The organism is Pseudomonas sp. 4CAES_32.4, assembly GCF_058136335.1.
In genome coordinates, this window is the sequence record NZ_CM176882.1 from 4,334,643 (window position 1) to 4,348,592 (window position 13,950).

Consider the following 13,950-nt stretch of genomic DNA (forward strand, 5'->3'; position numbering starts at 1 on the left):
TTCCTCGCCCCTATCCGAGAGAAGACCGCTTGCCCATGTCTATTTCATCGCCTCGCCGTCCATTGCTACGCCTGTTTCTGATCGGTCTGTGTGCCAGCCTGCTGAGCCCGCTGGTCAGCGCCGATCCGGCCAAACGCCTGCGCATCGGCATCACCCTGCATCCTTATTACAGCTACGTGGCGAACATCGTCGGTGACAAGGCCGATGTCGTGCCGTTGATCCCGGCCGGTTTCAATCCCCATGCCTACGAGCCTCGCGCCGAAGACATCAAACGCATCAGCGGGCTGGACGTAATCGTGCTCAATGGCGTCGGCCATGACGACTTCGCCGACCGCATGATCGCCGCCAGCGAAACGCCGAACGTCAAGACCATCGAAGCCAACGAAAACGTGCCTCTGCTGGCTGCTACCGGGGTCGCCGCGCGCGGGGCCGGCAAAGTGGTCAACCCGCATACTTTCCTGTCGATCAGCGCCTCCATCGCCCAGGTCAACAACATCGCCCGCGAACTGGGCAAGCTCGACCCGGACAACGCCAAGACCTACACGCAAAACGCCCGCGCCTACGGCAAACGCCTGCGACAGATGCGCGCCGATGCTTTGGCCAAGCTGACTCAGGCGCCGAACGCCGAACTGCGCGTGGCCACGGTTCACGCGGCGTATGACTACCTGCTGCGCGAATTCGGTCTGGAAGTGACAGCGGTGGTCGAACCTGCCCACGGTATCGAGCCAAGCCCGAGCCAGTTGAAGAAAACCATTGATCAACTGCGCGAACTCGACGTGAAGGTGATTTTCTCGGAGATGGACTTCCCGTCCACTTACGTCGAAACCATCCAGCGCGAGTCCGGCGTGAAGCTGTACCCGCTGTCGCACATTTCCTACGGCGAATACACCGCCGACAAATACGAAAAGGAAATGACCGGCAACCTCAACACCGTGGTTCGGGCGATTCAGGAGTCGGGCGCATGACCTCCAAGGAAAACCTGATCGCCGACAACAGCGAAAAACCTGTGGGAGCGAGCTTGCTCGCGAATGCGCCGGTTCAGGCAACATCTTCGCTGGATGACACTCCGCAATCGCGAGCAGGCTCACTCCTACAGGTTATGGGGCCGACTTTGGATTTTGCGCAGGTTTGTCTGACGCTCGGGCGTACGACGATTCTCGACAACGTCACCTTCCAGGTGCAGCCCGGCAGCGTCCACGCACTGGTCGGCCCCAACGGTGGCGGCAAGAGTTCGCTGATCAAGACCCTGCTCGGGCAGATGCCGCATCAGGGCCAGCTCAGCCTGCAATGGCCCGGCGAGCCCGGCACCATCGGTTATGTGCCGCAGGCGCTGGAATTCGATCGCGGCCTGCCGATGACCGTTGACGATTTCATGGCTGCAATGTGCCAGCGCCGCCCGGCGTTTCTCGGTTTGAGCAAACACTATGCCGGCGCCATCGATGAAGCGCTCGAGCGCGTCGGTATGCAGGACAAGCGCAAGCGCCGTATGGGTGCGCTGTCCGGTGGCGAGCGTCAACGAGTGCTGCTCGCGCAGGGTCTGATCCCAGCACCGCAACTGCTGGTGCTGGATGAGCCGATGTCGGCCCTCGACGAAGCCGGGATTCAGGTCTTCGAACGTCTGCTCAATGACTGGCGTGCGGCGGGCATCACCGTGCTGTGGATCGAACACGATCTGGAAGCGGTCGGCCGCCTGGCCAATCGCGTTACCGGTCTCAACCGCCGTGTATTGTTCGACGCGACGCCACAACAGGCACTCACTCCGGAACGTCTGCTGACCCTGTTTTCCACTCACCCACGGAGCGCTGTCTGATGAGTTACGAAGCCTTTCGTTTGATGGTGCAAGGCTGGGCCTCGTCCGGGTATCTGCCGGAAGCACTGGCCTATGGCTTCGTGGTCAATGCGCTGCTCGCCGGCCTGTTGATCGGCCCAGTGCTTGGCGGTCTCGGCACGCTGGTAGTGGTCAAGCGCTTCGCGTTTTTCTCCGAAGCTGTCGGCCACGCCGCATTGACCGGTGTGGCCATCGGCATTCTGCTCGGCGAACCCTACACCGGTCCGTACGGCAGCCTGTTCGGCTACTGCCTGCTGTTCGGCATCCTGCTCAATTACCTGCGCAACCGCACCGGTCTGGCGCCAGATACTTTGATCGGCGTGTTCCTCTCGGTTTCGCTGGCATTGGGCGCAAGCCTGCTGTTGATTCTGGCCGGCAAGATCAACGTGCACATTCTGGAAAACGTCTTGTTCGGCTCGGTGCTGACGGTCAACGGCAATGATCTGGCGGTATTGGCTATCGTCGGTTCGCTGGTCATGGCCCTGGCCCTGCCGTTGTACAACCGCATCATGCTGGCCAGCTTCAACCCGCAATTGGCGGCAGTGCGCGGGGTGGCGGTGAAGACTCTGGATTATCTGTTCGTGATTCTGGTGACGCTGATCACCGTGGCGGCGGTGAAAGTCATCGGCGCGATTCTGGTGGGTGCCTTGCTGGTGATTCCGGCTGCCGCTGCGCGTCTGCTCAGCCAGTCGCTCAAGGGCTTTTTCTGGTGTTCGGTATTGATCGCCACCGTCAGCACCTTGTGCGGCATTCTCGCGCCGATCGTGTTCGACCTGCCGATTCCGTCCGGCGCCGCGATCATTCTGGTCGCCGGCATTGCCTTCGCCCTCGCCGCCATCGCACGCGGCGTCGTCCCCAGCCTCAAAGGGAACCTTGGATAAATGGCTTTTTCATTTCGCAAACTGACTCTGGCCATGGCCCTGTGCGGCGTGGTCTGCACGCCGGTAATGGCCGCCGACAACGCAAAACCGCTGCGAGTGCTGGCTTCGTTACCGATTACCTACGGGCTGGGCGAAGTGCTGCTCAAGGGCACTGATGTCAATCTCGAGCGCGCCGCACCGGCAAACCTGCCAGGCAGCCGTCAGAGCGCCTACTTCACCGGTCGTGGCGCACCGGCCCTGAGCAAACTGGCGATCGACGCCGACGCCGTCATCGGCGTGCGCTCGCTGTGGCCGGACGATCAGCTGTACCCGATCGCCCGCCGCAGCAACATCCGTATCGTAGAAGTCGACGCGGCGCGCCCGGTCGACGGCGCCCTGCCCGGCATCGCTGTGCAGCCGGATCTGAAAGTCGATGGCCTCAACAGTCAGCCGTGGCTGGCGAGCAACAACATGGGGCGGATGGCGGACGTGATGGCAGCGGATCTGGTACGTCTCGCGCCGCACGCCAAACCGAAGATCGAGGCCAATCTTGCCGCGCTGAAGCAACGTCTGCTCAAACTCAGTGCTGACAGTGAGGCGCGCCTCGCCAGTGCCGATAACCTGAGTGTGATGAGTTTGAGCGATCACTTCGGCTATCTGATCGGTAGCCTCAACCTGGAGCTGGTTGGGCAGGACCCACGGCCGGACGCGGAGTGGACACCTGAAGACTTGAAAAAGCTGACGGCAACGCTCAAGGACAATGACGTGGCGCTGGTGCTACACCACCGGCAGCCTTCGGAAGCGGTAAAAGCGGCGATTGCCGAGTCGGGGAGCCAGTTGGTGGTGTTGAGCACTGATGCGGCGGATCCGGTGGCGGAGCTGGAAGGCAATGTGGATTTGCTGCTCAAGGGGTTGAGCGGGGCATAAGTTCACCGGGGACCGCGTTATCGTTCATCGCTAGCAGGGCTAGCTCCCACAAGGGGATTTGTGAACACCGCAAAGCCCCTGTAGGAGCTAGCCCTGCTAGCGATGAGGCCAGTCCAGACAACCCAGAATGCAGACATGAAAAAACCCGCTGACCATCACTGGTCCAGCGGGTTTCTTTTTGCCCGTGTGCTTATTGAGCAGCGGCCTGTGCTTCCATCTTCTGGCGCAGGCTCAGTGGACGCATGTCAGTCCAGACTTCTTCGATGTAGGCCAGGCATTCCTTTTTCAGGCCGCTCTTGCCCACGGTACGCCAGCCTTCCGGCACGGCTTTGTAATCCGGCCAGATCGAGTACTGCTCTTCGTGGTTGACCACGACCTGAAAGAGGATGTCCTCGCGGTCGAATACTGACGTCATGCTGGTTCTCCATCGTTGTAAGGGTGGGCTGCACAACGGGTGCAGCCGGGTATATAGAAAGAACGTTCGGCGCGCTGAAAAATTTACAGCGCAACCGTCGCAGCCGCTAAAGCGCATCCGAAGATTTCCGCAACGCGGTCGATTTCGGCGGCAGTAATCACCAGCGGCGGCAGGAAACGCACGACCGCGCCATGACGACCGCCCAACTCCAAAATCAAGCCACGCTTGAGGCATTCGCGTTGTATCAGCGGCGCCAGACGAGCGAACGCTGGCGGATGGCCGAGCGCATCCGGTGCGCCGTTCGGGTCGACCAGTTCGACGCCGAGCATCAAACCACGACCGCGAATGTCGCCCAGTTGCGGGAAGTCGCGTTGCAGGATGCGCAGGTGCTCGCTCAGGCGATCGCCCATGGCTGCAGCGTGCTCGCAGACCTTGTGCTCGACCAGATAACGCATCACCGCAGAACCGGCAGCCATCGCCATCTGATTACCACGGAAGGTGCCGGCGTGGGCACCCGGCTGCCAGGTGTCGAGCCAATCGCGATAAACCACCACCGCCAGCGGCAGACTGCCGCCGATGGCTTTGGACAACACCACCACGTCCGGAATAATGCCGGCATGCTCAAAGGCAAACATCTTGCCGGTTCGGGCGAAACCGCTCTGGATCTCGTCGACGATCAGCGCCACACCGGCCTTCTCAGTGATGCGGCGCAAACCACGCAACCACTCGATGTCCGCCGGAATCACGCCGCCCTCGCCCTGCACGGCTTCAACGATGACCGCCGCAGGCAATTGCACGCCGGCCTCGGGATCGTTGAGCAGGTTGTCCAGATAGCTCAAGTTGGCCTTCACGCCCGCCGCGCCACCAAGGCCGAACGGGCAACGATAGTCGTAGGGGAACGGCATGAACTGCACACCGCTGCTGAGCAAGGCGCCCAGCGGCTTTTTCGGCCCCAGGCTGCCCATCAAACTCAGCGCACCCTGGCTCATGCCGTGGTAACCGCCGGAAAACGACAGTACTGTGCTGCGCCCGGTGGCAGTGCGCACCAGTTTCAGTGCCGCTTCCACGGCGTCGGTGCCGGTCGGGCCGCAAAACTGGATTTTCGCTTCGGCGGCCAGAGCCGATGGCAGCAGAGCAAACAAGTCCTGAACAAACTGGTCCTTGACCGGTGTGGTCAGGTCCAGCGTGTGCAGCGGCAATTCATCGGCCAATACTTGCTGGATTGCTTCGATCACCACCGGGTGATTGTGTCCGAGTGCCAGCGTGCCGGCACCGGCCAGGCAGTCAATGAACGTGCGCCCTTCGACGTCTTCCACGTACAGGCCTTTGGCGCGTTTGAGTGCAAGGGGAATGCGTCGCGGATAACTGCGAGCATTGGATTCCTGTTGCGCCTGACGCGCGAGCAACGGCGACTCGTTGAACTGATACAGGGTTTCGGCTGGAGCCGAGGAGACCCGGGCCGACGACTCTTCAATAAGGCTGGTGGCGACTGACATCTCTCGACCCCTCAATTCGCTATGGATGGTGACCAAAACAGCACCGAACAGGTGCGCGTTCCGGTCCCGGCGCGCACTTGCAGGTTTTCCTGTTCTGGAGACGCTTAAGCGAAGCGAGGATTTAGGCCCTTGATCGACTCGTTAGCAGGGTGGCGGCAACGGCTTGCTCATTGGCAGTGTTTGCAGGCCTTTGTGCAGGCGCGATGGCGCTGTATCGCGGTAGCCCAGATGTCGATAAAAAGCTTCGCCGGTGCGGGTGCTGCACAGGTGGGCATGAGCCACGCCGCGAATGCGCAACCAACCTTCAAGATCATCGATCAACGCTCGCCCGACACCGCGACGAAACCACTCGGGCTGGACATGGCACAGCGCAATGTCGCCGTCGGCGGACGCCATGCCGACGCCAACCGGTTTGTCTTGCAGCAGGGCGATATTGAGGTACATGCGCGAATCGGCGAGCCAGCGGCAGAGCTGATCGGCGTTGTGCTGTTCGATCCAGTCGCTGACTGGTTGTGCGCGGTTGAGATGATCGAGTGCACAGCCGATGCGGATCGAACGTTCGATGATGCGGTGGATGATGCCGACGTCGGCCAGTGCGGCCTGACGAATGCTGATAGGTGCTTCCATGGCGCTGTCCCCTCAATCCATTGAGTCAAAGCAGCGCTGACCTTACCCCTGCCCAGGCTGGATGACCACTGGAGAGAGGTTACATTTGATGTGCTGCAGCATCAGAGCGGCTGCAACGGCATGGTCAACTCGACCCGCAAGCCATCCGGGCGACTGTCGAAATGCAGCGCGCAGTCGCAACGCTGGACGATCGCCTGAACAATCGCCAAACCGAGGCCGCAGCCGGTGCTTTGCCCATTGCGCCAGAAGCGTTGCGTCAGATGCTGCAGGTCGTCCGGCGCAATGCCCGGGCCATGGTCGCGCACGATAAAGCGCACCCGGTTGCCGATGGTTTCCAGGCTCAACTCCACCGCACAATCTTCAGGCGTATGGCGCAAGGCGTTATCCAGCAGGTTGCGCAACGCCGCAATCGACAGCACCGCTGGCATCTGCAACGGTGCCGCTGAAAGTTCGGCAGGCAGTTGCAGTTTGATCCGCAGTCGCTCGCCGCCGGTGGCATCCTGAATCGCCAGTCTGGCCACTTGCTCGGCACTGCATTGCGACCCGTCATCGAACGACAGGCTGCCCTCGACTCGCGCCAGCAACAGCAATTGCTCAAGGGTGCGATGCAAGCGATCCGCGCCCTCCTCGGCCCGCGCCAGCGATTGATCGCGGGCATTGCCATCGGTCATCCGCGCCACTTGCAGGTGGGTCTTGATCGCGGTCAGCGGGCTACGCAGTTCGTGGGCGGCATCACCGGTCAGGCGCCGCTCGCGTTCGATGGTTTTGCCGATGCGCTGGAACAGCTGATTCTGCGTTTCCAGCAGTGGCTTCAGCTCACTGGGAAACGACTGCAACTGCAACGGTTCGAGCGAATCAGCGTTGCGCCGCATCAACGCCTCACGCAGACGATTGAGCGGCGCCAGGCCCTGTCCGATGCCCAGCCACAACAGGCACAGGCAGCCCAGCAGCGCTACGCCGACCGGCACCGACGCCGCCAGCAGGATCGACATGTTCAGTGCTTCGCGTTCGATCTGCCGATCCGCCGTGGTAATGCGTACGTCGCCGCGCGCGAGGGTGAAGCTGCGCCACGGCGCACCGTCGATCATTTGATCATGAAAGCCCATTTTTTCGGCTTCCAGCGCTTGTTCGGGATTGTTGTGACTGCGGGCGAGGATCTCCCCGCGCAACGAACTGACCTGACAGGCCATGCCGCCGGGGATGTTCAGTTGTTCGGCACTGAAATGCGTGCCCTCGCCTTTGCTCGGCAAGGTCGGCAACTGCTCCAGCAACCCGGCGACCATCCGCGCCGAAGCCACCAGACGCTGGTCGAGGGAGAACATCATCTGATTGCGCAGATCGCTGAGCATCCAGGCCGCCGCCAGCGCCCAGATCAGCGCGAAGGCTGCGCCGAGGGTCAGGCTCAGCCGCAATCGCAGACTCATCACTTGCCTTGATCCCCACCGTCGGCCGGACCGAGGCGATAGCCCAGACCGCGCACGGTTTCAACAATGCCTTTACCGAGTTTGCTGCGCAGGTGATGGATATGCACGTTGAGGGCGTTGCTCTCCAGTTCATCGCTGAAACCGTAGACGCTGTCCTTCAATTGTTCGGTGGACAGCACCCGGCCGCGATTGTGCAGCAGCGCTTGCAACAATGACTGCTCACGGCGCGACAGATCCACCGGTTTGCCGCCCAGCGTGGTTTCGCGGCTGCTCGGGTCATAGGTCAACGCGCCGTGCTCGATCAGGTTGACGCTGCGCCCGGCCACTCGACGCAACAAGGTTTGCAAACGCGCGAACAGTTCACGCAGATCAAAGGGTTTGAGCAGGTAATCGTCGGCGCCGGCCTGTAAACCGTCGACGCGATCGGTGACCGAATCGCGCGCGGTCAGAATCAGCACGGGGATTTCCAGTCCGCTTTGACGCAGTTGTTGCAATAGCTTCAGACCGTCTTCGTCCGGCAGACCGAGATCAAGCACCATCACGTCGAACTCGGCAACCTTGAGCATCGCCCGCGCCTTGGAGGCGCTGTTGACGTGCTCGACGGTCAAACCCTGAGCGGTGAGACCGGCAACGATGCCGCTGGCAATCAGCTCGTCGTCTTCGCAAACCAGTACGTGCATGGGAGCTCCGTGAGAAAAAATCCGAGTGAAGCAGGTGAGGATTAAGCGGCAATTATGGCAAGGGTTTCGAATCACGAAAAGCAAACGCACAAGGTTTTAATTTTTACTGAGGCATCGCGGACGCAATAAAAAACAGATCAAGCACTACAACGACTGCAAGACCGACATAAAAACAACTAACCTCGAAACAAAACCTAACTAACAAACCATTCCAATAACCAACTAATCGCAATAACATCAAACCACTAAATCGCAACACCCAAGCAAACATGAACCACCAATAACACCCACCCAGCCCACCTGACAAAACAATCATTTCTGCCGGGATGGAAATACCTTTATTGCAGACAATACAGATCCACAACCACAGCTGCCTTGATACTTCAAACATTAGAGCCTGCATATAGTGATCATCTACGCACTTCAACTTAAAAAACACAAAACAGCAGCACTTACCTACAAATAACCTGACACTCAATTAAAAGGAATTTGACCCATGACAAAATTTGACAATATGGTAGCCGTCGACTGGCGCGAAGGCCCGGATCGCATCTACTTTTTCTTCCGACCCACCAATACTTATTCGCGCTTTGACATAGGCGAGAACAAAGTTCCTGATGGTTACCCAGAGCCGGTGCCAGGAAACTGGAAAGGCTTCGACATTGACGCGGGGGATCTGGCATTCGGGTTTACTACGACGGTTAAATCCTGGGATGGTGGCAACCACACACTTTGGCTGTTCTTCCGTGACGGCGGTGTTCCATCTGTTTGCAAATTCAATCAGTTCTCCAACGAAGCTGAGAAAATATGCCCTGTCCAGGACACCGAATGGGCGGTACTGCTGCCTTACTTCGATAAAATTGTTGGCGTGATGTGGGAATCACGAAAGAACGGTGGGGGTAATTACCGAATTCTTCTGAACGATGGAAACTACCTTACCTATGACAAATTAACTGGAATACTAAAAGTGCATGCTCTGGCAGGCTCTAACTGGAAAAAACTTGAATACTACAAAGACCGCTTTGTCACCGCTGCACTCAATGATCATCCGACCTTCGATGCGCACTTCTATGTGTTCCTGACGCGTGGCGAATACTTGAAGTATGAACTGAATAACGACGAGGTGTTTGGCCCCTATACGATCAATGAGGCAAGCTGGCCAGGCCTGGATTGATGGCAACAAGGTCTTGACGAGTAGACCTGTCCCTCAGGTTGTACCGTCATTGCAATAAACGAGGTGCCAGGGTCAGGGACGCAATGTCCTTGTTCAGGTGGATGCTGCGAGAACGATTCAGCGCTTTACGGCCTGCCGAGCGTGGTTAATCATCGGTTAATCGCCACCCACCACCATGCACCTCACTTGCACAGGGACAAGGCTCCTCCATGCGTCATTTTTTTCTATTGTTTGCTCTGCTGATCTCAAGCCTGGCCCAGGCCGGCAATAATCCGTTCGACACAAAACCCGAGTTTCTGCCGGTCGACAAGGCGTTCGTGCTGACATCCGAGCGCTTGGAATCCGGTGAGACCCAACTGTTCTGGCAGATAACTGATGGTTATTACCTGTATCAGAAGCGTCTGAAATTCGACGGGTTGAGCGCAGAACAGCAACCGAAGCTCCCTGAAGGGGAATCCCACAGCGACGAGTTTTTCGGTGAGCAACCGGTCTATCGCCAGGGCCTGGAGGTCAAGATTCCGGCCTCGGCCAGCGGCCAAATCAAAGTCAGCTATCAGGGCTGCGCCGATGCCGGCCTGTGCTATCCACCGCAGACCCGATTGATTGATCTTGGTGGCAAGGCTGCATTAGCGGCAGGCACCGAGGCGCCGGACCAAGCCTTGGCCAGCAGCCTGCAACAACGAGCGCTGGGCTGGAGTTTGCTGGTGTTCTTCGGCCTTGGCCTGTTGTTGGCGTTCACCCCGTGCACCTTGCCGATGCTGCCGATTCTGGCCGGCATGGTCGTGGGTAGCGGCGCGACGCCACGTCGTGGTTTTGCCCTGGCCGGCAGTTATGTCATTTGCATGGCGCTGGTGTATGCCGCGATGGGCGTGATCGCTGCGCTGCTCGGTGCGAACCTGCAAGCGTGGCTGCAGAACCCTTGGCTGCTCGGCACCTTCGCTGCGATCTTCGTGGTGCTGGCGTTGTCGATGTTCGGCTTCTTTGAACTGCAATTGCCGGTGGCGCTGCGTGATCGTCTGGAACATGCCTCGCGCAGTCGCAGCGGTGGCAGTGTGCTCGGTGCCGGCGCGCTCGGCGCATTGTCCGGTCTGCTGGTCGGCCCGTGCATGACCGCGCCACTGGCAGGTGTTTTGCTGTATATCGCGCAGACCGGCAACGCCTTGCATGGTGGCTTGATTCTGTTCTCGCTGGGCATCGGCATCGGTGTGCCGCTGTTGCTGCTGGTGACGGTTGGCAATCGCTTCCTGCCCAAACCCGGCGCGTGGATGAACCTGCTCAAAGGCGTGTTCGGTTTCCTCTTCCTCGCCACGGCGTTGCTGATGCTGCGCCCGGTACTCGATTCCTCGTTATGGTTGGGCCTGTGCGGCGCGCTGCTGCTGATCGCCGCGTTTTGCGCCTGGAAACAATCCGAAGGTTTTGGCCGCGTCGCCCAGTTATTCGGCGCCACCTCGCTGTTGCTGGGGTTGTGGGGCAGTTTGCTGGTGATTGGTGCGGCGGGCGGCAGCGATGATCCGTATCAGCCGTTGCAGGTTTACAGCGCCGGTCGCGCTGGCGTCACCGCGCCTTCGGGTCATGAAGCGTTCACCACGATCAAGGAGCCGGCGGCGCTGCAGCGTGAACTTGATGCGGCGAAAGCTCAGGGCCAATGGGTTCTGCTCGATTACTACGCCGACTGGTGCGTGTCATGCAAAGTCATGGAGAAACAGGTGTTCGGCAAGGACAAGGTCATGCAGGCGCTGAGCGACGTGCGCCTGCTGAGACTCGATGTCACCGCCGACAATGCCGCCAGCCGTGAGCTGCTCAGTCGCTACAAAGTGCCGGGGCCGCCGACTTTCATCTGGATCGGTACGGACGGGGAAGAACGTCGCAGCCAGCGCATCACCGGTGAAGTCGACGCCGACACGTTCCTGCAACGCTGGACTGCCACCCGAGACGCCAATTAATGCTGACTTTCACCCTCGGCACCTTTGCCATCGCGCTCAACCACCTGCTGCTGATCAGTGCATTGGCGCTGGCGACCTTTGTCGGCTGGCGGGTGGCCAAGCGCGGCGGCGATAACCCCGAGTCGGCGCTGTTCAGCCTGTTTCTGCTCGGCATGCTGGCGGCGCGCATCGCCTTTGTCGCGCTGTACTGGAGCCATTACCGTAACGATCCGTGGCAGATCGTCGACTTGCGCGATGGCGGTTTTCTCGCCTGGCCGGGGGTGATCGTTCTGCTGCTGGCGGCGTTCTATCGCGGCTGGCGTCGGCCCGGCCTGCGCCGTCCGCTGGGCTTTGGCGTGGCCAGTGGCGTGGCGTTCTGGTTGATGGCGACTTTGTCCTTGAACATCTACGAACAAGGCACACGCTTGCCGGACATTGCCCTGCGCAATGCCGCCGGGGAAACCATCCAGCTCAGCGACTATCAGGGTGGCCCATTGGTGATCAACTTGTGGGCCACCTGGTGTCCGCCGTGCCGCCGCGAAATGCCAGTGCTGGAAAGCGCCCAGCAACAACGCCCGGACCTGACTTTCCTGTTCGTCAATCAGGCCGAAAGCATGCAAAGCGTGGCGACCTTTCTCGAAACCCAGGGCCTGAGCCTGAACAACGTATTGTTCGATCGTCGCGGCCAGCTCGGTCAAGCCGTAGGTTCCATGGCATTGCCGACTACGCTGTTCTATAGCCCCGACGGGCGTCTGCTGGCCAGTCATCTTGGCGAGCTGTCCAACGCCAGCCTGGCCCGCGCTTTGGAAAACTTCGGCGAGCCGAATCCGACTTCGAACCCGGCCGCAGCCCCGGCCACCTCTGCAAGGAAACTGCCATGCCCCGCCTCCGCCACCTGCTGACGCTGACTCTGGGCTCTGCCCTGCTGCACTTGCCGTCGGTGCAGGCCGCAGAAGAACTGCCTGCGGCGATCAAACAGATCGAAGCCAAAGGCGCGAAAATCGTCGGCCAGTTCGACGCCCCCGATGGCCTGCGCGGTTACGCGGCGCAATATCAGAACCGGGGTATGGCGCTGTACCTGACCCCGGATGGCAAGCACGTTCTGCTCGGTAATCTGTACGACGCCGACGGCAAGGACCTGAGCAGCGAGCCGCTGCAGAAACTGGTGTATGCGCCGATGGCCAAGGAAGTCTGGGCCAAGTTCGAAGCGAGCAACTGGATTCAGGACGGTAACAAGGATGCACCGCGCACCGTGTACCTGTTCAGTGATCCGAACTGCCCGTACTGCAACATGTTCTGGGAACAGGCGCGGCCCTGGGTGAAATCCGGCAAAGTGCAGCTGCGGCACATCATGGTCGGGATCATCCGCGAAGACAGCCCGGGCAAATCGGCGGCGCTGCTGGCCGCGAAAGACCCGGCCAAGGCGCTGGAAGATCATGAGAAGGCTGGCAAGGGCAGCTCGCTCAAAGCGTTGAAAGATATCCCTGTCGCCGTACAGACCAAACTGGCGGCGAACATGCAGTTGATGGAAGACCTCGATTTGCAGGCCACGCCGGCGATTTTCTACATGGATGACAAGGGCGAGTTGCAACAGCAACAAGGCGCGCCTTCGCCGGACAAGTTGGCGAAGATTCTCGGGCCTAAATAACCAAGATCAAAAGATCGCAGCCTGCGGCAGCTCCTACATAGAAACGCGTTTTCTGTAGGAGCTGCCGCAGGCTGCGATCTTTTCAATGGCGTTCAGCCAGGAAGGCAAACAACACCTCCGTCACAAACTCCGGATTCTCCAGATTGGAAATATGCCCCGCCTCCGGCACCAGCACCCACGGGCAGCCGATCAACTCCGCCATTTCCTGCGCTTCCGAGGGTGGTCGCGGTTTGTCCTGATCGCCGCAGACCACCAGCGTGGTCGCGGCACTCAGTTCGCTCAGACGCGGCAACAAATCATCCCGGCCAAATGTGATGCGCCCCATCGGCACAATGCTTTCGCGCAGCTGATCAGCGGAGTAAGCCGCCAGTTTTGCGCGAAAATCCTGATACACCGCCGACTGCGGATCAATGCCCGGACGGAAGAAAATCGGTACGACGATATCCAGCAACTGCTCGGAGATTTCGCCGGTGTCTTCGATTTGTTGGAACAGCGAGAAGTAGTACTGACGAGTGGGCTCGGGTTCAACGCCAACATACGTGTCCATCAGCACCAGACCATTGAGCCTCTGCGGTGCCGACAGCGCAAGGCGTGCGCCCCACATGCCGCCGACCGACAAGCCAACCAGCGTGACCCGATTGACGTCCAGATGATCAAGCAAGGCCTGGGCCTGCCGGGCGATGTCGTCCAGCGAGCTGGTGTTTTGCGGCAACTGGCCGGATTCGCCGTGGCCCCACAGGTCCAGCGCAATCACCCGGTAGTGCGGCGACAGCGCGGCAATCTGCGGCGCCCACATCGTCTGATCCCACAAGTAGCTGCCGGCCAGCAAGACTGCCGGGCCAGTGCCTTGATCAATGTAATGCAGTGCTTGTCCGTCAACCGTGAAAAAAGGCATCGACCACCCCCGTGACAAAAAACAGAACCGGCAGACTGAGCTGCCGGTTGCTGG

14 protein-coding genes are annotated in these 13,950 nt (G+C 59.9%); 8 read left to right on the forward strand and 6 right to left on the reverse strand.

The features are described 5' to 3' along the window. Nucleotides 1-35 precede the first annotated feature (35 nt). The 4 genes from AC3Y64_RS19440 to AC3Y64_RS19455 all read left to right on the forward strand — a co-directional run bounded on the left by AC3Y64_RS19440 (nt 36) and on the right by AC3Y64_RS19455 (nt 3,615). Nucleotides 36-965 (forward strand): metal ABC transporter substrate-binding protein, encoded by a 930-nt coding sequence (locus tag AC3Y64_RS19440; RefSeq protein ID WP_158959787.1) that lies wholly within the window; start codon nt 36-38, stop codon nt 963-965. Nucleotides 966-1,099: 134 nt separating this feature from the next. After that, nucleotides 1,100-1,810, forward strand: coding sequence for a metal ABC transporter ATP-binding protein (locus AC3Y64_RS19445; protein WP_489988001.1), 711 nt, complete (start codon nt 1,100-1,102; stop codon nt 1,808-1,810). Then, complete coding sequence (locus tag AC3Y64_RS19450; protein WP_007917717.1) at nt 1,810-2,709, forward strand: metal ABC transporter permease; 900 nt, start codon at nt 1,810-1,812, stop codon at nt 2,707-2,709. The genes AC3Y64_RS19445 and AC3Y64_RS19450 overlap by 1 nt, the downstream gene beginning before the upstream one ends. Beyond that, nucleotides 2,710-3,615: a metal ABC transporter substrate-binding protein gene (locus AC3Y64_RS19455; protein ID WP_489984931.1), complete on the forward strand. Its 906-nt coding sequence runs from the start codon at nt 2,710-2,712 to the stop codon at nt 3,613-3,615. It abuts the gene before it with no gap. Nucleotides 3,616-3,805: 190 nt separating this feature from the next. Here the strand turns inward: AC3Y64_RS19455 and AC3Y64_RS19460 are convergent, their stop codons facing one another. From AC3Y64_RS19460 to AC3Y64_RS19480, 5 genes are all read right to left on the reverse strand, one after another. Further along, nucleotides 3,806-4,030 carry an MbtH family protein gene (locus tag AC3Y64_RS19460; RefSeq protein ID WP_007917715.1) on the reverse strand — a complete coding sequence of 75 codons (225 nt, stop codon included), beginning with the start codon at nt 4,028-4,030 and terminating at the stop codon, nt 3,806-3,808. A gap of 83 nt (nt 4,031-4,113) precedes the next feature. Beyond that, complete coding sequence (locus AC3Y64_RS19465; protein ID WP_489984932.1) at nt 4,114-5,526, reverse strand: aspartate aminotransferase family protein; 1,413 nt, start codon at nt 5,524-5,526, stop codon at nt 4,114-4,116. A 141-nt stretch (nt 5,527-5,667) separates the two neighbouring features. Next, on the reverse strand, nt 5,668-6,153 hold the full coding sequence (locus AC3Y64_RS19470; RefSeq protein WP_489984933.1) for a GNAT family N-acetyltransferase: 486 nt from the start codon (nt 6,151-6,153) through the stop codon (nt 5,668-5,670). A gap of 101 nt (nt 6,154-6,254) precedes the next feature. Continuing rightward, entirely contained in the window at nt 6,255-7,577 is a 1,323-nt protein-coding gene (locus tag AC3Y64_RS19475; RefSeq protein ID WP_489984934.1) for an ATP-binding protein, read from the reverse strand. Beyond that, complete coding sequence (locus AC3Y64_RS19480) at nt 7,577-8,257, reverse strand: response regulator (RefSeq protein ID WP_489984935.1); 681 nt, start codon at nt 8,255-8,257, stop codon at nt 7,577-7,579. Before AC3Y64_RS19480 ends, AC3Y64_RS19475 begins: the two co-directional genes overlap by 1 nt. 496 nt (nt 8,258-8,753) lie before the next feature. Here AC3Y64_RS19480 and AC3Y64_RS19485 point away from each other — a divergent pair, with 496 nt between their 5' ends. The 4 genes from AC3Y64_RS19485 to dsbG all read left to right on the forward strand — a co-directional run bounded on the left by AC3Y64_RS19485 (nt 8,754) and on the right by dsbG (nt 13,001). Continuing rightward, nucleotides 8,754-9,431 carry a hypothetical protein gene (locus AC3Y64_RS19485; protein WP_489984936.1) on the forward strand — a complete coding sequence of 226 codons (678 nt, stop codon included), beginning with the start codon at nt 8,754-8,756 and terminating at the stop codon, nt 9,429-9,431. Nucleotides 9,432-9,640: 209 nt separating this feature from the next. Further along, nucleotides 9,641-11,374, forward strand: a complete 1,734-nt coding sequence (dsbD, locus tag AC3Y64_RS19490) for a protein-disulfide reductase DsbD (RefSeq protein WP_489984937.1) — start codon at nt 9,641-9,643, stop codon at nt 11,372-11,374. Continuing rightward, the gene (locus tag AC3Y64_RS19495; protein WP_489984938.1) at nt 11,374-12,255 is read left to right on the forward strand and encodes a TlpA family protein disulfide reductase; all 882 of its coding nucleotides are present in this window, start codon (nt 11,374-11,376) and stop codon (nt 12,253-12,255) included. The genes dsbD and AC3Y64_RS19495 overlap by 1 nt, the downstream gene beginning before the upstream one ends. Beyond that, on the forward strand, nt 12,231-13,001 hold the full coding sequence (gene dsbG / locus AC3Y64_RS19500) for a thiol:disulfide interchange protein DsbG (protein WP_489984939.1): 771 nt from the start codon (nt 12,231-12,233) through the stop codon (nt 12,999-13,001). Before AC3Y64_RS19495 ends, dsbG begins: the two co-directional genes overlap by 25 nt. A gap of 82 nt (nt 13,002-13,083) precedes the next feature. On the opposite strand, the gene AC3Y64_RS19505 is transcribed toward dsbG, so the two are convergent. Continuing rightward, complete coding sequence (locus AC3Y64_RS19505) at nt 13,084-13,896, reverse strand: alpha/beta fold hydrolase (RefSeq protein WP_489984940.1); 813 nt, start codon at nt 13,894-13,896, stop codon at nt 13,084-13,086. Nucleotides 13,897-13,950: the final 54 nt, after the last annotated feature.